Origin of the sequence: Saccharopolyspora pogona, assembly GCF_014697215.1 — a bacterium.
Classification (GTDB): Bacteria; Actinomycetota; Actinomycetes; order Mycobacteriales; family Pseudonocardiaceae; genus Saccharopolyspora; species Saccharopolyspora hattusasensis.
Genome location: NZ_CP031142.1, coordinates 6,531,655 through 6,549,200 on the forward strand (window position 1 = coordinate 6,531,655; position 17,546 = coordinate 6,549,200).

The 17,546-nt window shown below is 67.8% G+C and carries 21 protein-coding genes; 7 read left to right on the forward strand and 14 right to left on the reverse strand.

Annotated elements, in window-relative coordinates:
- Nucleotides 1-112 precede the first annotated feature (112 nt).
- The gene (locus tag DL519_RS30325) at nt 113-940 is read right to left on the reverse strand and encodes an isocitrate lyase/PEP mutase family protein (RefSeq protein ID WP_190819867.1); all 828 of its coding nucleotides are present in this window, start codon (nt 938-940) and stop codon (nt 113-115) included.
- 204 nt (nt 941-1,144) lie between these two features.
- Here DL519_RS30325 and DL519_RS30330 point away from each other — a divergent pair, with 204 nt between their 5' ends.
- The gene (locus tag DL519_RS30330; protein WP_190819869.1) at nt 1,145-2,110 is read left to right on the forward strand and encodes a hypothetical protein; all 966 of its coding nucleotides are present in this window, start codon (nt 1,145-1,147) and stop codon (nt 2,108-2,110) included.
- Nucleotides 2,111-2,367: 257 nt separating this feature from the next.
- On the opposite strand, the gene DL519_RS30335 is transcribed toward DL519_RS30330, so the two are convergent.
- Nucleotides 2,368-2,562: a DUF397 domain-containing protein gene (locus tag DL519_RS30335; RefSeq protein WP_190819871.1), complete on the reverse strand. Its 195-nt coding sequence runs from the start codon at nt 2,560-2,562 to the stop codon at nt 2,368-2,370.
- 13 nt (nt 2,563-2,575) lie between these two features.
- Complete coding sequence (locus DL519_RS30340) at nt 2,576-3,430, reverse strand: helix-turn-helix domain-containing protein (RefSeq protein ID WP_190819873.1); 855 nt, start codon at nt 3,428-3,430, stop codon at nt 2,576-2,578.
- Nucleotides 3,431-3,718: 288 nt separating this feature from the next.
- Here DL519_RS30340 and DL519_RS30345 point away from each other — a divergent pair, with 288 nt between their 5' ends.
- A complete protein-coding gene (locus tag DL519_RS30345) occupies nt 3,719-4,351 on the forward strand; it encodes a tetratricopeptide repeat protein (RefSeq protein WP_190819876.1) in 633 nt (210 codons plus the stop codon).
- Here DL519_RS30345 and DL519_RS30350 read toward each other — a convergent pair.
- On the reverse strand, nt 4,341-4,523 hold the full coding sequence (locus DL519_RS30350; protein ID WP_190819877.1) for a DUF397 domain-containing protein: 183 nt from the start codon (nt 4,521-4,523) through the stop codon (nt 4,341-4,343). The genes DL519_RS30345 and DL519_RS30350 overlap by 11 nt on opposite strands.
- A gap of 4 nt (nt 4,524-4,527) precedes the next feature.
- On the reverse strand, nt 4,528-5,394 hold the full coding sequence (locus DL519_RS30355) for a helix-turn-helix domain-containing protein (RefSeq protein WP_190819879.1): 867 nt from the start codon (nt 5,392-5,394) through the stop codon (nt 4,528-4,530).
- Nucleotides 5,395-5,582: 188 nt separating this feature from the next.
- Here DL519_RS30355 and DL519_RS50435 point away from each other — a divergent pair, with 188 nt between their 5' ends.
- Nucleotides 5,583-5,810: a zinc finger protein gene (locus DL519_RS50435; protein WP_223839742.1), complete on the forward strand. Its 228-nt coding sequence runs from the start codon at nt 5,583-5,585 to the stop codon at nt 5,808-5,810.
- A 34-nt stretch (nt 5,811-5,844) separates the two neighbouring features.
- Nucleotides 5,845-6,240, forward strand: coding sequence for a hypothetical protein (locus DL519_RS30365; RefSeq protein ID WP_190824641.1), 396 nt, complete (start codon nt 5,845-5,847; stop codon nt 6,238-6,240).
- A 10-nt stretch (nt 6,241-6,250) separates the two neighbouring features.
- Here DL519_RS30365 and DL519_RS30370 read toward each other — a convergent pair whose 3' ends face one another.
- Complete coding sequence (locus tag DL519_RS30370; protein WP_190819883.1) at nt 6,251-6,958, reverse strand: TetR/AcrR family transcriptional regulator; 708 nt, start codon at nt 6,956-6,958, stop codon at nt 6,251-6,253.
- A gap of 562 nt (nt 6,959-7,520) precedes the next feature.
- Between DL519_RS30370 and DL519_RS30375 the strand changes: the two genes are divergently transcribed.
- The gene (locus DL519_RS30375; RefSeq protein WP_168585912.1) at nt 7,521-7,853 is read left to right on the forward strand and encodes a glutaredoxin family protein; all 333 of its coding nucleotides are present in this window, start codon (nt 7,521-7,523) and stop codon (nt 7,851-7,853) included.
- Between the two features lie 303 nt (nt 7,854-8,156).
- Here DL519_RS30375 and DL519_RS30380 read toward each other — a convergent pair whose 3' ends face one another.
- On the reverse strand, nt 8,157-8,444 hold the full coding sequence (locus DL519_RS30380; RefSeq protein ID WP_190819885.1) for a hypothetical protein: 288 nt from the start codon (nt 8,442-8,444) through the stop codon (nt 8,157-8,159).
- Between the two features lie 208 nt (nt 8,445-8,652).
- Between DL519_RS30380 and ptsP the strand changes: the two genes are divergently transcribed.
- The gene (gene ptsP, locus DL519_RS30385; protein ID WP_190819887.1) at nt 8,653-10,290 is read left to right on the forward strand and encodes a phosphoenolpyruvate--protein phosphotransferase; all 1,638 of its coding nucleotides are present in this window, start codon (nt 8,653-8,655) and stop codon (nt 10,288-10,290) included.
- Between the two features lie 332 nt (nt 10,291-10,622).
- Here ptsP and DL519_RS30390 read toward each other — a convergent pair whose 3' ends face one another.
- The 7 genes from DL519_RS30390 to macS form a co-directional block, all read right to left on the reverse strand.
- Nucleotides 10,623-10,853 (reverse strand): hypothetical protein, encoded by a 231-nt coding sequence (locus tag DL519_RS30390; RefSeq protein ID WP_190819889.1) that lies wholly within the window; start codon nt 10,851-10,853, stop codon nt 10,623-10,625.
- 277 nt (nt 10,854-11,130) lie between these two features.
- Entirely contained in the window at nt 11,131-11,910 is a 780-nt protein-coding gene (locus DL519_RS30395) for an AfsR/SARP family transcriptional regulator (protein WP_190819891.1), read from the reverse strand.
- Nucleotides 11,911-12,141: 231 nt separating this feature from the next.
- A complete protein-coding gene (locus DL519_RS30400; RefSeq protein WP_190819893.1) occupies nt 12,142-13,473 on the reverse strand; it encodes a hypothetical protein in 1,332 nt (443 codons plus the stop codon).
- Nucleotides 13,474-13,589: 116 nt separating this feature from the next.
- Entirely contained in the window at nt 13,590-13,763 is a 174-nt protein-coding gene (locus DL519_RS30405; RefSeq protein ID WP_190819895.1) for a hypothetical protein, read from the reverse strand.
- 81 nt (nt 13,764-13,844) lie between these two features.
- The gene (locus tag DL519_RS30410; protein WP_190824642.1) at nt 13,845-14,006 is read right to left on the reverse strand and encodes a hypothetical protein; all 162 of its coding nucleotides are present in this window, start codon (nt 14,004-14,006) and stop codon (nt 13,845-13,847) included.
- Between the two features lie 298 nt (nt 14,007-14,304).
- Nucleotides 14,305-14,982: a response regulator gene (locus DL519_RS30415; protein WP_190819897.1), complete on the reverse strand. Its 678-nt coding sequence runs from the start codon at nt 14,980-14,982 to the stop codon at nt 14,305-14,307.
- Entirely contained in the window at nt 14,979-16,160 is a 1,182-nt protein-coding gene (macS, locus tag DL519_RS30420) for a MacS family sensor histidine kinase (protein WP_190819899.1), read from the reverse strand. The genes DL519_RS30415 and macS overlap by 4 nt, the downstream gene beginning before the upstream one ends.
- 142 nt (nt 16,161-16,302) lie before the next feature.
- Here macS and DL519_RS30425 point away from each other — a divergent pair, with 142 nt between their 5' ends.
- Nucleotides 16,303-17,532 (forward strand): GGDEF domain-containing protein, encoded by a 1,230-nt coding sequence (locus DL519_RS30425; protein ID WP_223839743.1) that lies wholly within the window; start codon nt 16,303-16,305, stop codon nt 17,530-17,532.
- The last annotated feature ends 14 nt before the right edge of the window (nt 17,533-17,546 follow it).

Below are 17,546 nucleotides of genomic sequence, written 5' to 3' on the forward strand. Positions count from 1 at the left end.
GTTCATTGGACGCCTGTCGACGGCGTAGGTTCACTCGAACCGCGCGAAAATTCGCGTCGGCGGTAGGTTTGCGCCGAAAGTGCCAGCGCCTCGACCGAACAGGTCAAACAGGTCAATTTCGGAACAGGGCGTTGAAGTCCGAGAAGTCCACCGCGTCGGCGAGCGTGTCGTAGCTGCCGTGCTCCAGCGCTTCCCGGATCCCCCGGCGCGCCACGGCATATGCGGCCTGCGCGACTGCCGCGCCGAGGCTGATGCGAGCGGCTCCGGCCTCGGCCAGTTCCGCGACGGTGGGCGCGCCAGGGCGGGCCAGGACGTTCAACGGCCGTTCGATGTTCGTCGCCAGCTCGGAGATCACCGCGACATCGGTCGTTCCGGGAACGAAGATCCCGTCCGCGCCGGCCTCCGCATAGGCGGCCGCGCGGGCGATGGCATCGCGCAACCGCTCTGCCGGATCGTCGTGCACGGGACGGAGGAAGGGATCGGTGCGCGCGTTGATGAACAGCGGGATTTGCGCGGCGTCGGCCGCCGCGCGAGCCGCGGCGATGCGCGCGACCTGCTCTTCGACCGGGCGAAGCGACGGTCCGACACCGTCTTCGATGTTGACGCCGATCGCGCCGGCGTCCAGCACCAGGCGGATGGTTTCCCCGACGCCATCGGGGTTTTCGGCGAAGCCGCTCTCGATGTCGGCGGTGACCGGCAGGTCGACGGCGGCGGCGACGCGCGCGATCAGCTCGATGGCGAGCCGTCGGTCGAGCGCGTTGCCGTCGGCGGCACCGAGGCTCCACGCGACGCCCGCGCTCGTGGTCGCCACTGCCGTCGCCCCGGCGTCCTCGACGAGCCGTGCACTGGCCGAGTCCCAGGCGTTGGGCAGGACCAGCGGCGCCCGTTCGGCGTGCAGTGAGTGGAAGATCTTCGCCTTGTCCTGCTGGATGATCGTCATGTCCGCAGTCCACCACATTTCACCCCGCAGGACTGGCGGATATGCGTCGTGCACGGAATGGCCTACGCGCCATTGGGGTGCTCGACCCACAGTCCGCGACCGCGTGACCAGCCGGTGAACGATTAGTGGATCCCGGATGGAACCGATGCGGCCGGGGTTCGTCTCACCGGTGTACAACCCGATGCCGAGATGTTGAGAGGCACGATGAACAGCCTGCTCCGGAAAGCTGCGATCACCGTTCTCGGCGGTGCGTTCTTCGTCGGCACCGCGGCGACGGGTGTCGCTGCGCCCGAAGAAGGCGTCACCGACCAGGGCATCAAGTGCGAGTCGGACGCCAGCGGCGACGGTCCGTTCTACGGCGGGCCGTCCGCGTCGCACGTCTATGACAAGGCCTTCGCCAAGGGCCCGGCGGTCCCGGGTCTCGACAAGCTGACGCCGCAGGGCATTTCGCCCTGGTACAACTGGGACGGCCCCAACAGCGACCTGCTGCTCGTGACCGAGTACGGGGAGAAGGGCCAGGACGCGCACATCGTCGGCATCGACCCGAAGACCGGCACGCACGTCGGCACGGTCGCCATCGCCGAGGCGCACGTCGGCGGCATCACCGTCAGCCGGGACTGGGCGTTCGTGCAGGGGCGCGACTCCGGCAAGTGGGACACGATCCGCAAGTACAAGCTGTCCGACCTCCGCGCCGCGATGAAGAAGGGCGGCGTCCCGTACGTCAAGCAGGACGGCGAGGCGCGCCGGGTGTACGCGGCGTCGTTCATTGCCAGCTACGGCGACACCCTGTACGCGGGCAAGTTCAACGACGGCGGCCGCGGCAAGATGTTCTCGTACCAGATCAACGCGAACGGCTCGCTGACCACGAAGCACGGCTACGAGGTGCCCACCAAGACGCAGGGCCTGATGGTCACCAAGGACAAGTTCATCTTCAGCACGTCCTACGGCCGCGACAAGCGCAGCAACATCTTCGTGGTGGACAAGGGCGCGACGGACATCGACAAGCCGTCCACCAAGTGCTTCCGCGCGCCGAGCATGGCCGAGGGCATCACGGAGTACAAGGGCGACGCCTACCTGCTGTTCGAGTCGGGCTCCTACAAGTACCGCGACGCCCGCAACGTGATCGAGAATCTGCACAAGGGCAACATCCCCGCCATCACCAACTTCTGATCCCAGGCCGGCGAAACGGCGGCCCGTCTCAGACGGCCCGCCGTTTCTGCTACCCGGCAGCCCTCTGACTCACCGCTGCTGATTGCGCCGCAGCTTGCGGCGTTCCCAGGCGTTGGGGTGGCGGATGGTCACCCCGGCTGGGCCGCCGGTGCCGGTGAGGCGGATCAGGGGTGTGCCCGGGAGCCGATCGCGAGTGGTCTTGTCCAGGAGACCTGCAAGAAAGGCAGTCGACGTTCGTGTCGAGCTAGGCGAGTTGCCTACTTTTTGACCGAAGCTATGAAGTTGATCCATCGATGTGCTGTGAAGACAAGTGTCCCGCCGTTTGGGTCTTTGCTGTCGCGGACGCCCACTGCTGGAAGTGCTAACGCGACCTCGACGCAACCTTGCGAGCTGGTCGAGTAGCTGGACTTGAACCAGTGGGCGTTGGCTAAGTTATCCCCAAGATCCGACACTCGTTCATGTTATCTACTGCAACGCCTTGCGAATCAGCTGTTTGGAGTAGTCCCGGTCCGCTGCGCGGCTCAGTGCTTCGGAGAACGCGACGCTGTACTGGTGGATCTTCAGTTCGCTCTCGACGAGATTCAACGAGGTCACGGTCTCGTGCCAGCCGAGGCGCACGAGCCGGGTGCTCGGGAACGTCAGCAAGTGGAAGGTTGAGCTTCCCAGCGCGCAGTACGCACCGGCGCTGAACGGGATTATCCGGAGATCGAGGGTGTTGGGATGTTCGTCGGCCAGCGCGAGCAGGTGCTCCAGTTGTTCCGCCAGCACTTCGGGGCCGCCGACCTGCTGGTAGAGGGCTCCCTCGGCCATGAGGATCGTCGCGTGGAGCGGATCTGGCCCGCCGAGGCGGTCCTGCCTGCGGCTTCGGGCTTCGATGCGGCGCTTGACCTCTGACTTGCGCAGGTTCGCGCTGTCACCGCTGTGGACGGCGCGAGAGTAGTTCTCGGTCTGCAGCAAGCCCGAGATCATGGCGCCCTCGTAGGTGTGCATCTCTTGCGCGCCGTGCTCGTACGCGAAGAACCTGATGAGCTCTGGCGAGAAAAGCCCGCTGTAGCGTGACCACCAGCCGCTTCCGTCTGAAGCTCGGCGCAGCGCAAGTAGTTCCGCGCATTCGTCTTCACTTACGCCGTAGTTGGAGAGCAGCTTCTCCAGCTTGTCCTCGGCGATCCGGCGGCGGCCGTGTTCGACGTTGCTCAGGTAGTTCTGCGTGATACCAATGGATTTCGCGCCTTCGGTGGAGCTCAGGTCGAGCAGTTCGCGTGCCTTCCTTAGGCGGATGCCGAGTTCCCACGCTGCGACGAGCGGTGAAGAGGGTGCCATCTGGTTCCCCATGTCGTGTGTCGGATCGGGAAATGCTTCAGGTTTAGCACAGAGAACATGACCCGATCAGGTAATACCGCCAGAAAGATTTCCAGGATACTTTTTGATCTAGACGGCGGCGGGCTGACTCGCTCCCCTTTCCCCGACACGACCGGTCCGCCGCCGTCTTTCCCTTACTCCTGGAGGTGCTTGGTGCTTTTCCCTGGGTTGGAGCCTCAGCGACCCGTTTGTTACTGGCGGCCTTTCGAAGGGACTCGGCAGCTTGGAGATCAAGCAGCGCAGGCGAACTTGCTGCATGAACTGGGAATCGCCTACTACGACCGCAAGGACTTCGATGCAGCGGCGAGGTACGCCGAGATGTCCCTCCCGCACTTCGATGCGATCGGAGATCTCCAGGGACGAGGAGAAGTTCTCATCGCGCTCGGGCACGCGTTGATGGACGCCGAGCGATATGAAGAAGCGGTCCAGCCGTTGGGGAGCGCCCTTGAGATCGCCGAGGGCGTGAACGATGCGTTCGCGCAAGGGCTTTCTCACAACGCGCTGGGGCTTCTCTATGCCAAGCTCGGCCGGTTCGAGCAGGCGTATCCGCACTTCGACCAGGCGCTGCGGTTCGATCGCGAGGTCGGTGAGGAAATCGGCGAAGGGTTCGTGCTGAACAACCTCGCCAACGCTTACTTCGACTCCGGGCGGGTCGACGAGGCGATCGGCACGCACCGGCAAGCACTGGAGTTCCGGCGAAAGATCCGCCACCGGCAAGGAGAAGGTGCAAGCCTGCGTGCACTGGGCAGGGTCTTGCAGCACGTCGGGAGCCTGGAAGGAGCCCGGCAGGCGTTGCAGGAAGCGCTGGCAGTCTTCGAGGAACTGGGCCACGACGAAGCAGCCGAGGTTCGTGCCGAGCTGGACGGGTTGCCTACTTCTTGATCGATGCGACGAAGGCGGCCCACTGACGCGGGCCGAACAGGAGCGTTCCGCCGTCCCGGTCCTTGGTGTCCCGGACGCCTACAGAGTCCAGCGTGATCGCTACCTCGACGCAGTAGTGCGAGTTCGAGGAGTAGCTGGACTTGGCCCAGCTGGTGTTCGCAAAGGTGGACACATCCTCATGTTAATGCCTTGAGGTCTCGAAAAATAACGTCGAGCGAACCCGTCCGATCGGCCGCATGTCGCACACAATCGGCCCAGGTCAAGCTGAACTGCCGTACTCGTGTCGAGCTCTCGATCAACCCGGCTGTCGTAACGGTCTCTTGCCAGGCCAAGTCAGGGAGCTGCGGGCTGGGGAAGGTCAACAGGTGGAATGTCGATGCGCCGAGCGCACCGTGCGCATCCGCAGTGAACGGGACGACGAGAACTTCCAACGTCTCTGGGTGGGCTTCAATCAGATCGATCAGATGCTGTAGCTGCTCGGCCAGCACCTTCGGCCCTCCGACCTGTTGCTTGAGGGCGCCCTCGCTCAACACAACAGTGAACTTCACCGGATCGTCTGCGTCGGTGATCCGACGTTGTCGCTTGAGCCTCGCGGCTACGCGCTGGTCAGTATCCGACGCTCGGATGTTGGGCTTGTCACCGTCGATAACCGCACGCGCGTATGCCTCGGTCTGCAAAAGGCCGGGGATCAGCAAGCTCTCGTGCGAGCGGATAGATTCGGCACCCCACTCATAACCGAAGTAGCGGAGCATGTCGGGCGGGAACAGGCCCGAGTAACGGATCCACCAGCCCCGTTCGTCACTCTGATCGCGCAAGGCGCGTAGTTCGCTCAGTTCTTGCTTGTGGATGCTGTAGAGGTCCGCTGCTTCGGCGAGCTTGTCTTCCGTAAGCCGTCGCTTGCCGTGCTCGACTTCGCTCAAGAAGTTCTGCGAGATTCCAAGGGTTTGGGCGGCCTTGATCCCGCTCAGGCCAACCTCTTCTCGGGCATCGCGCAGCCGGAAGCCCAACTCAAGCGCAGCGACTGTTGCCGAAGACGGTGCCATGCGAGGACCTCCTGGTTCGTTGCAGTCAGAAGCGTACGGGGTCGTGATCTCTCCACCCGATTGGGGAATGTACGGATGCGATATCGCGACGGTAATTTGAGATCTAGACGGCGGCGGGCTGGCTCTCCCCCCTCCCCCGACACGGCCGGTCCGCCGCCGTCTTTCCCCTTACTCCTGGAGGTGTTCTGGTGCTTTTCCCTGGGTTGGAGCCTCAGCGACCCGTTTGTTATTGGCGGCCTTTCGAAGGGGCTCGGCATGGGTTGGAGCCCGACGAGCTGCCCTTTCCCGGGCTGGAGCGCGTCACTCTTTGCGGCCTCCCGATCAACATCGGTCGGCCGACCGAGGTGGATTGGTTGGCTCCCACCTGTGAAACCTGCTGGGCCGAAGCCAAAGCTCGCCGCGACGCCCAGAACTGACTAGTCCACACAGGACAATGCACGGAGGTTGGACATGGACGTGCTGCTCGGATTCATGAACTCCCCGATGGGCGCACCAACAGCAATCGGGGCGCTCGCGGCGGCCGTTGCGTTCGTCGCGGTTTTCCCGCTACGTGGCGGAAACGGTCAGCATGCGGGCGCCGGGCCAGGCGTGGTCAGCGTCTGGCAGATACGCGACACCGTGCAATGCGCGCCCAGTCGACAATCCGAAGCGGTCAGCCGGGACGTTTTCGACACAATGGCCGAGGAAGCGTGCCAGGCCTACCTGGCGGAACGCTGCCGTCGCAAGCTCGGCGCCGAACCCCCGCCGTACGTCGGCAAACACCGGCTCGCCATCGAGGACCTGGTCGACGAATTCCACCCCAAGGTCACCATCACCCTGGCTCCCACCGCTTTCCACCAGCCCTGAAGCGCTCGCCTCAGGCGAGGCCGAGCTCGTGGGTCAGCTCGTCGAGCATCGAGTCGAACAGGCGGTCCGCGTACTTCAGGTCGAACGGGAAGCGGCCGAAGACCTCCAGCGCCACGTAGCCGTACAGGCGCACCCACCAGCGCAGCAGGAAGTACACTGCGTCTGGGCGCAGGGCTCCCGTCGGGACCTCGATGGCCTCGGTGGACAACGCCGCCGCCAGCGCTTCCTGCTGCTCCGACAGGTCCGGCAGCTCGAACGGCAGCCCCGGTTCGGGGTTGATCTTCACCGCACCTTCGACCAGGAACGGCCCGACGATGCCCAGGAAGACCCCGGCGAACTGGTCCTGCTGTCGCTTCCCCTCCTCGCCCTGCGGGGTGGCGAATACCAGCGCGAACTCCTCCGGGTGCGCCAGCGCCCAGCGCCGGAACCCGTGGCAAACCGCGAAGATCTTCTCCAGGAACTCGCCGCCCGCCGGTTCCAGCGCCGCGTGCAGCTCGGTCGCCAGGTCGGCGCAGATGTCGTCGCAGAGCTGGCGGAGCAGGGCTCCGCGGGATTCGTAGTACCGGTACAACGCGGGCGCGGTGATGCCCAGCTCCCGGGCGATCGCCCGCAGCGTCACCGCGTCGCGCCCATACCCGACGAGCAGCGCCCGCGCATGCTGGCGGATCTCCAGTCCGGTGGCCGCGCGAAGCCGCTCGCGCCGAGTCACCTCGGTCATGTGCCACTCCAGTGCTTCCGTGGACGGCCCTGCCTCCCCGATCGGCCGCCCGTGATTGTGGCCCATCCGGCCGCCCGATTGGGTGCACGAGGCCGAATCCGCCACGTCGGCGACAGTCAGTAAACGGCGTTCACCCAACGGTAACCGGTCGCCGACGCCCGCTACCAGCCTCTGCCGGATCGTGCCCGCCTTCGGAGGCGCGCCGTCAGGTCGTCCGCAGGGGAACGTGGTGCGCTGATCTGTTCCGAGCCAGCCGGGATCCACGAGGAGGATGCTCAATGAGCAATTTTCGTCGCGGTAGAGGCTGTTTGGGAACTCGTTCTGCCTGGCGGTTCCCGGTGGCAGCCCCAGCGGGAGCGGTCTGCTTCCGCGCCGATCGCTGTGGGGCGAACGGCCTGTTCACGTCGGTAGGTGGCGCGAACGGTCCGTTCGCTTCATCCAGCACCTTCCCAAACCCCCTCTATGTCGCCCCAAAAACGGGATGTGTTCTTCGTCGGCGGCGGCCGTTCGCGGGCGCTGTGCGGGTTAGGTTCGGGGACGGCTCTACGACTCAGGAGGCAAGATGACCGCCGCTGCGCAGGAAGTCGTCGTCTACACCCGGCCCGGCTGCCCGTTCTGCACCTCGCTGCGCGCCGGATTGCGGCGCCAGGGCTTGGCCTTCAACGAGGTCGACATCTGGGAGGACCCCGACGCGGCGGCGGTGGTGCGCTCCATCGCCGACGGCAACGAGACGGTGCCGACCGTGGTCGTGGGCGGCTGGCAGGCGGTCAACCCGTCGGCGAGCAGCGTGCTCTCCGCGGTCGCCGAGCACGCGCCGCACCTGTTGCCGGAGCGGCAGCCCGGTCCGGTGGACGGGGCGCTGAAGGCATTGGGGTTGCGCAAGTCCCGCGACTGAGCGAGGCTCGAGTTTCGCCGAGGGCCGACCGCACGGGGGGCGTTGCGGCCGGCCCTCAGCATGTTGTGATCGCCGGTGGCGCGATACCGGCGAGCAACAACCCGTTCAGTCTGCCGCTCGACTACGCCGAAAAGATCCATATATCACCCGAAATTAGCCCGAACGGTGGATCCCTCGAACGGGATCTCCACTTTTGTCGTGCGATGTGGGCCGGTGAAGTAAACGGCCCGTTCGCCCCCGGCATCGGGGTGAACGGGCCGTTCGCGTGCTCGGTGGCGGTGTCTTGGTGGCATGAACGCGGAATCACTCCGAATGCGGGGCAGCCCCGGCCAAAGCGGCCGGGGACTGCGCTGGACGGGCCTGGCTGGTGTCGACGGGCTCCCCCGGGATGGGCACGGGCCTCGCGGGCAGCTCGCTCGTCGGCGGTGGGAGTCTGACGGGGGCGGTCCCGGGTGTGGGGTCCGCGTCCTCCCGCCCGGTGGCGGAGCCGGCCGAGAACTGGTTGGCGAAGAGGTTCCCGATCGCGGTCAGCGGCTCGGCGAACCAGTCGAGGCGGGGGTTCGTTTCGGTGCTCTGAGTGCTCAATGCCATGCCCACAGCCTGCTGTTTCGGGGTTCCGGTCGGATCCGTACGGCTACTCAGGTGTTACTCATGAGTAGCCGGGGCACTACGACATTCGAGCGCGTAAGAACCACTGTGGCCACGGGGCGTGTTCACCTGGCCGCGACGTTCGGGCCGAACGGTGTACTCGTGCCTACGATCGCCCCAAAGGCCGAATTAGAAGGGTATGGTCTAGACCATGTCGCGTTTGACTGGTGTCGGAGTCAGCTCCGGCCGCGCCTCGGGGCCGGTCGCCCGGGTCGCCGATCCCCTGCCCGAACCGTCCGCCACTCCCGCGCCCGCCGAACCGGCCGCCGAGGCCGCCCGCATCCGACCGGCCGCCGAAGCCGTCGCCGAGCGGCTGTTCGAACGAGCCGGCCGGGTCGAGGGCGACGCCAAGGCCGTGCTGGAGACGACCGCCGCGATGGCGATGGACCCGGCGCTGAGCTCGCAGGCCGAACAACTCGTCACCGGCCGCTCGCTGCCCGCGCCACGCGCGGTGTACGAGGCGGCCAACGGCTTCGCCGAGGCGCTGCGGGCCGCCGGCGGCTACATGGCCGAACGCGCCCGCGACGTGCAGGACGTCCGGGACCGGATCATCGCCGAACTCGTCGGCGCGACCCCGCCCGGCGTGCCCGGGCTCGACCGGCAGAGCGTCCTACTGGCCCGCGACCTGGCCCCCGCCGACACCGCCGATCTCGACCCGAGCATGGTGCTCGCGCTGGTCACCGAGGAAGGCGGCCCGACCAGCCACACCGCGATCCTGGCGCGGGCGCTGGGCATTCCGGCGGTGGTGGCGGTCCGCGGCGTGCTCGCGGTGCCCGACGTGGTCGGCGCGGTCGTGGACGGCGACAGCGGCGAGGTGGAGACCTCCGATCAGGAGGTGCCGGTCCAGGCCGCGGAGCGGGCCGCGCCCAGCGAGTGGAACGGCGTCGGCGCCACCGCGGACGGCAAGCCGGTCAAGGTCGTCGCCAACGTCGGATCGGGCGCCGATGCGCGGGCCGCCATCGCGGCCGGGGCGCAGGGCGTCGGCCTGTTCCGCACCGAGTTCTGCTACCTCGCGGCCGGCGAAGAGCCGGCAGTCGAAACGCAGCGGGCCGCATACCACGAGGTCATCGCGCCGTTCGCGGGCAAGCCGGTCATCGTCCGGACGCTCGACGCCGGCGCGGACAAGCCACTGGCGTTCCTCGACATGGGCGTGGAGCCGAACCCGGCGCTCGGCGTGCGCGGCCTGCGGGTGGCCTTCGACCGGCCGGACGTGCTGGACCGGCAGCTGGAGGCGATCGCAGCGGCCGCGGCCGACTCCGGCGCCGAGGTGTCCGTGATGGCCCCGATGGTCGCGACCATCGACGAGGCCGCCTGGTTCGCCGCCCGGGTGCGGGCCGCGGGCCTGCCACGTGCCGGGGTGATGATCGAGATCCCGGCCGCGGCGTTGAGCGCGGCTGAAATCCTCGGTGCCGTCGACTTCGTCAGCATCGGCACCAACGACCTCGCCCAGTACGCCTTCGCCGCGGACCGGATGATGGGCGCGCTCGCCGAGCTCAACGACCCCTGGCAGCCCGCGCTGCTGCGGCTGATCGCCGAGGTCGGCCGCGCCGGTCGGCAGCTCGACAAGCCGGTCGGCGTGTGCGGCGAGGCGGCGTCCGACCCGCTGCTGGGCGGCGTCCTAGCGGGTCTCGGCGTGACCAGCCTGTCGATGGCCGCCGCGGCGGTCCCGGCGGTCGGCGCGACGCTCGCCAAGCACCCGCTCGCGGCGTTCGAGCAGGCCGCCCAAGCGGCGCTGGCGGCTCCGACCGCGGCCCACGCCCGAGAAGCGGCCAAGTCCGCCCTCGCCTGATCCATCCGAGTCCAGGGGCATCTCTGCCCGAGTAACTGGGCACGGATGCGGATCCCCTCACCCGACCCGTTCATGGGTTCGCGCACGAGAGCAGCGGTCCCTGCGGGGAAAGGCCGGGTTGGAATGGCCTGGCTCGGCGATGCCATTCGCGACCGTTGATGCGTGCGGTCGGCAACGGTCTAGGCGGCTCGCGAGACGTGCTTTCAAGAAGTAAGCAGGTAAGGAGATCCCGGCGCCATTGATCGGCTGAGTTCGAGAAACAGCCGGTTTAGCGCCAGGGGGTTGCAAATGTGCTTGGGCTGGGCCGTTTCCCGCTGGTGTTCACCAGTTTTCTAATGCGAGTGGTGGTGCGGCTGGTGCCCGTTTTCGTGCGCGTGGCAGATCCGGCCCTGGTCCGTGTCGTGGCAGTGGATGTCGTGCTTCTGCTGCGGGGCGATCTGGACTACCGCGGTCGGTGCCTGGCTCGTGGCCAGCGCCTCGGTCGCGGTGAGAGCGGAGGTCCCCAGCAGGAGCGGTAGCGCCAGCGCGACGCCGAGCGAGCTGCGCAGTACGGGATGCATCATGCGTCTCCTTCAGTTGATGTCGACGAGGTCCGCGAAGCGCGTCGCGGAAAATCACCGAAGAAGTGATGGGAAGGTGCTTTTCAGAATAGGAACCGGGAGGGTGCGCGAGAACCCGCCTGGTCATGATTTTCGGGCCGAAAAGCCGAAATCATGTTCTATTGGCGCAAAACGCGTTGGAATGTCGCGACCAAAGGCCCTGGGCAACAGCAATCGCCGCGCAAAGGGCACCTCTTCGGGTCAAAGATGCCCTTTGCGCGGCGAGGTTCACTCCTCGGCGTCAGGCGCGGGAGCGGGCGAGGACCGGGCGGACGAGGTCGCGCAGGTTAGGCGACGGCTCGATGCCCAGCTCTCGATCCAGCAGGCGCTCGTAGCGCTGGTAGTGGCGGACCGCCTGCGCCGGGTTGGCCTGCTGCAGCAGCACCTTGACCACCGCGCAGTGCGCCGTCTCCCGGAACGGCTCAACCTCGGTCGCGGCCTGCGCGATCTCCAGCGCCGCCCCCAAGTGCCGGGACTGCACCAGCCGCTCCGCGGCCACCTCCAGCGCATGCACCTGCAACTGCAGCAGGCGCTCGCGCTCGGTCAGCACCCAGTCGTCGTACCAGCCCGGCAGCAGCGGCGCGTGCCGCGCCAGGTCACGGCCGATCTCCGCGCAGTCCGCGGGCGACTCGGTCGAGTCCTGGTGCGCCAGGTAGCGCCCGGCCGCGACCAGGCCGTCGACGTCCAGCGTCACAAGCGGCGCGAGCTGCAGCTCGTGCGAAGTGCTGATCACCGCGCCCTGCACCCGCTGGCGCACCCGCCACAACGTGGTCCGGAGATTCGCCAGGGCGCTCTGCTCGTCGCTCTCCGGCCACAGGATGCCGGCCAAGCGGTCACGCTGCGTGCGTCCGCGTAGCGCCAGGAAGGCGAGCAGGCGCTGCCCGCTGCTGGACATCGCCACACCCTCACCGTCCGCGTGCAAGTCCCAGCCGCCGAGCAGCGACAGCCGGAACGCTTGGTCGGGCTGCGCCGGAGTGCGCACCCGCAGGCGTGTCATCGGACGCACTGTTCCACCGGTCATAGTTCCCCCCTCGACAGCCCTGAAACGGGTGCTTCGCGAGGGAGCGACGCGGCTCGTGTCGCCCCCAGAAGCTCCCGAGCACCGGCGTGGACGCCGGAACCAGGGCCTACATTCGTGTCTATCGGGGCCACTCCAGTCAGCTGTTACGAGACTACGGACGGTGACTTTCGAACTCCGGACAAATTTGTGGGGCTCCCACACCCCCCGGTGGGAGCCCCATGAAGGAGCAACTCAGGCGCGCACAGTGCGGTGGCGCCCGCCCTTGCTCCGTTGCTCGCGGCGGCGCGATAGGGCGCGGGATACCCGCCGGTAGGTGCGCACGGCGAACGCGCCCGCGCCGAGCCACGGCAGCAGCAGGATGAGCATCGAGATCACCGCCAGCAGCGGGCCCCAGAGCTGCCCCTGCCCGAGACCGGTCACCAGCATGGTCCAGTAGTCGTTGCCCCTGGTGAACGCCCTGGACAGGTAGACCGGGAGCCGCCAGAGCAGCATCCCCAGTGCGAACAACAGGGTGGGCACCACGATCAGCACCCAAGCGGTGACCATGATCCGAACCCGCGGCCGCAGCCCGGTGTGCGCGTTGGTCTGGCCGCCGCCGCGCCCGACGAGGCGCAGCAGGAACGGGCGGATCTGCGAGAACAGGTTCGGCACCCCGACCAGGTCGCCGAGGATGTAGTAGCCGTCCATGCGCAGCAGGGGCAGCAGCTGCTGCAGGATCTGGATGTGGCTCAGCGCGATGAAGACCAGCAGCGGCGCGAACTGGGTCCAGCCGTAGATCCCGTACATCACCAGGATGAACACCGCGTTGAAGTAGATGCCGCCCAGATCGGTGCGCAGCCGCCCCCGCCGGTCGAGGCGGTAGGCGTCGGTGACGTTGGTGTAAAAGCAGGGAATGATCAGCATGATGCCGACGCCGATCGCGCCCGGCTTGGCCCCGCCGTAGTGACATCCGGCGGCATGCCCGAGCTCGTGGAACAACGTGCTGGCCACCATCAGCCCGAGCAGCAGGAGCACCTGCGCCGGTTCGCCCACGGACTGCTGGAACGCCAGGTCGACGTAGCCGGAGCCGATCAGCCACCCGTCGAATGCGAGCAACCCGCACAGCACGAGCATGACGACCACAGGCGTGTAGAGCGGAGCGAGAACCGCGGCCGCCGCCTGCACCACCCGTGGCGGTGCGAGCATGCCGTGCATCGCCAACGACAGCAGCGGGTCCGCCTTCGGTGGCTCGGCGATCGGCTGGGACAGGGTGGCGATGCCCAGCGGATGCAATTTCTCGTTGATGAGGAATTCCGCATTGGCTGCGGACAGTTGCTTGCCGGTCGCCTGCGACGCTCGCGCCGCTACTTCGGCCAGCCCACGGGTGCCGTCGATCGCGGTCGCGATCTCGTACAGCAGCGGTGACACCAGGACCATCTGGCCGTCGCCGCGGGAGATCAGGTAACGCGGTTCGTCGAAGCCGCCGCCCTCGTACTCCCCGCACAACGACACTCCGTCGGCCAGCCGCGCAACCGCCTGCTCGTCGGTCTCTTCCACGCGGTCGGTCTGGGTGACTTCTGACATGGCTTCCTCCTGCGAACCCGTTCGCGTGCGGGTAGCTGCACTGGTCCGCGCGCCGTGGTGGGCAGCACGTGAACCTGGCCGGGAGCGAACGCTTCGCTCCCGGCCAGACGGGACTGTCAGACCTGGTTGATGATCTGGGCGGCCGTGGCCTGCGACCCGAAGAGCGCCACGGCGGTGTTGACCGCCACGACGGTGTTGATGTCAGGGAACAAGTTGCAGCCGCAGCCGCCCAGGGCTTCGCGCTGCGGGAGCAGTTCCGCGGACTGGTCATGAAGATCGAGTGTGTCCATCTTCCATCTCCTCTTGTTGGTGGCCGGCCGCCCACCACGCGCAGCAGCGGTGGGCGGCCGGACGTGTTAACGGCAGACCGGTCAGTTCGAGACCTGCGTAATGACCTGGGCGGCCGTGGCCTGCGAGCCGAAGAGGGCCACCGCGGTGTTGTCGGCCACGATGGTGTTGACGTCGGGGCCGAACCAGCCGCCGAGGGCCTCCCGCTCGGGCAGCATCTCAGCGAACTCGTACGAAAACTCCATGATCATGCTCCTGTTCGCATTTACGGAATTTCGACTGCGGCTTCATGCCGCTGGTGACGAGTACGCCAGAGGCCCGTCACCCCACCGTCACAAGACCGTCACGCGCTGCCGCACCGGTCGTCGCGAGGCCCTCCGGTCACGTTCCGTGCGTACGGTGTGAGCAGCGAATATCCCGGGCCCGACAAGAGTTTTCGTCAGTGGATCGGGTGAACTGCGAAATTCCCACACGGGTGGCGGTCACCCAATGAAAAAAAGGCCCGGGAGCCGGGCTGGCTCGCGGGCCTCGAACAGCGGGTTCTCAGGCTTCTTCGGGTTGGGCCTCTTCTTGGTCCAGGCCGTGCTCGATGGCGTAGCGGGCCAGCTCGACCCGGTTGTGGAGCTGCAGCTTGCGCAGCGTCGACTGGACGTGGTTCTCCACCGTGCGGTGCGAAATCACCAGCTTCTTGGCGATCTGCCGGGCGGTCATCCCCTTGGCGACCAGCCGCAGCACCTCGGTCTCCCGGTCGGTGAGCTGCGGCACCTGCGACTCCGAATCCGGGGTGATCGCCATCCGCCGGTACTCCCCGAGCACCAGCCCGGCCAGCCCGGCGGTGAACACCGCGTCGCCGGCGGCGGTGCGCTGCACCGCGTCCACCAGCTCCTCGACCGACGCCGACTTGACCAGGTAGCCGGAGGCACCGGCCTTGACCGCCTCCAACACGTCGCTGTGCTCGCCGCTGGCGGACAGCACCAGGACCCGCGTGCCGGGGATCTCCTGAGTGATCTGCAGGGTGGCGCTGACGCCGGAGGTGTCGCCCAGGTTCAGGTCCATCAGCACCACGTCGGGCATGACGGTCCGCGCGATGCGCAGCGCGGACGCGCCGTCGCTCGCGGTGGCCCGCACCTCGAAGCCGCGCTCCATCAGGTCACGCGCGACCCCGTCGCGCCACATCGGGTGGTCATCGACGACCATCACGGTGACGGGCGGCTCGCTCATCGTTTTCCTCCTCTGCGCCGCTTGCCCTGGGCCGCACCCGGATGGGGAACCCAGACCTCCCACTCGGTTCCCTCGCCGAGCGCGGTCTCGAGCGTGATCGTGCCACCCAGGCTCTCCACGCGGCCCCGGATCGACTTCGCCACGCCCAGCCGACCCTCGGCGGCGGCCTGCTCGAGCCGGCCTTCGGCGATGCCCGGGCCGTCGTCGCGGACGCTGAGGACGATCGCGTCCGGCAGCTCCTCCAGCAGGACCCACCCCTGGGCGTCCTCGCCGGCGTGCTTCTCGACGTTCGCCAGCGCCTCCCGCACCACCGCGAACAGGTCGGTGCTCAGCGGCTCCGGCAGCCGCACCGGATTGCCCGGGATCGACACGTGGATCCGGCCGGTGCGCAGCACCTGCAACTGCGCGGCGAGGTCGGTCTCACCGTCCTCCGTGGTCTCCTGCGGCGAGGTGGTGACCAGCGCGCGCAGCGCGATCTCCTGCTCTCCCGCGAGTTTCGCCAGCTCGGACGCCTCGCCGCCGAGCTCCGCGCCGCGTCGCCGCACCCGCGCGAGCACCTGCAGAACGCTGTCGTGGATGTCGCGCGCCAGCCTTTCCCGCTCCGCGGTCGCGGCCTCCGCGCGCAGCGCGCGGGCCAGCCGTTCGGTGGACTTGCGCGCGGTGTCCGAGGCCAGGCCGAGCACCAGGCCGCTGCCGATCAGCAGCAGGGTGTCCAGCGAGGTGTCCGCAGCACTGTAGCCGCGGATCAGGTAGTTGCAGGCAGTAGCGATGATCCCGCTGGCCAGACCGCCGAACATGCCCCACTGCGCGGCCGCGACCGTGACCATCGTCGAGTGCCACACGGTCGCCACCGACGGCTTGGCGGAAAGCATCTGCGCCTCGGTGAGGATGAATTCGCTGCTGAGGAACAGCACCGTCACCACGATGCAGTCGAGCAGGACCATGCGGTTGGTGCGCCCCCGCCGGGTCCGGTAGCGCCAGATGGTGAACACCGTCCACACGGCCATCAGGCTGATGACCACCAACGCCAACCACGGCCGCTGGTAGTCGCCGTACTGGCCGATGACCCCGTAGCAGGCGTAGAGGAACGTGACGACGCGGAACACGTTGTGCCCGCGCCAGAGCGGCGAGCGACCGTCGGCCACCTGCGGTTGCGACGGCGATTGCGTACGGCCCACATTCGCTCCCTTCCCAGCGGACCATCCTGCCGTACGTCCGGATGTGCGAAGGTCGCCGCACCGAGCACTCCGCGTGTTTGTGATCACGACCCCGCATCGACGTGAAATGCCCGAGTGGCGAGCTGCGGCTTGACGGTTCCCTGTGACAGGCTCATCGGTGGAGGTGATCGGCTTGGTGGGCGGATGGCTGCTGTGGCGCCTGCGGCCGGCGGCCATCGCCTACGTGCTCGCGGTGCAGGCCGTCGCCCTGGCGCTGGTGGTGCTGGTCTTCGTGACGAGCCGGTCGCCGCTGTCGAACGAGCTGCTGACCTTCGCGATGCTGGCGGCCACCGCCGGGACGGTCATCGTGATCACCTCGGTGTCGATCAACGTGCGGCGGCAGATCCGGCGCAACCCCTGGACGCTGCACATCGCCTACCTGGCCGCCGGAATCCTCACGCTGCCGCCGAACCTGCTGGTGCTCCTGCTGCTCGGGCCGACCCTGCACGGGGTGCTGGACGGCCGCCCGGAGCTGCACCGCTGGCTGTTCACCACGGCCGCGACCACGATCGCCACGCTGTCCGCGCGGTTCCTCATCGGCTGGTCGGAACCCCATTGGAGCCCGGTGCTGTTCGTGCTGGCCGGGGCCGTGCTGCTGCTGGTGCGGGCCTTCCTGGTCGCGGTGGGCATTCGGCTGCGCAACCCCGGGGCGGCGCGGGCGGACGTGCTGGGCGAACCGATCGACGTGCTGCTCGGCATCGTCGCCGCGAGCCTGGGCGGGCTGCTGGCGGTGGCGGTGAGCATCGAGCCGGGCAGCGCGCTGCTGGCCGGGCCGTCGCTGGTGCTGCTTGACCTCGCCAGCCAGCTGCCGCAGTGGCGGCGGTCGGCGCAGCGGGACGCCAAGACGGGCCTGGCCAACGCGGCGCACTGGGAGCGGTTGGCGCGCAACGAACTCCACCGAGCACAGGCCCGCGCCCAACCCGTGTCGCTGCTGTTACTGGACCTGGACCACTTCAAGCGGGTCAACGACGAGATCGGGCACCTGGCGGGCGACACCGTGCTGGCGGCCGTCGCGATGATGCTGCGCAGCAGCGTGCGGCGCGAAGACGCGGTCGGCCGCTTCGGCGGCGAGGAGTTCGTGGTGCTGCTGCCGGGCAAGGACACCGACGTCGCGTGGGACGTGGCGGACCGGATCAGGGCCTCGACTGCGGCGCTGTCCGTGCCGACCCGCGACACCCGGGGCGACCACCGGGAGCTCAACGACCTCACGGTCAGCATCGGCGTGGCCACCACGTCCCGCTTCGGCTACGACCTCACGGATCTCCTGGTGGCTGCCGACGCGGCCCTCCTGGCGGCCAAGTCAGCCGGCCGGAACGCGGTCACCCTCGCCTGATCAGCACCATTCGA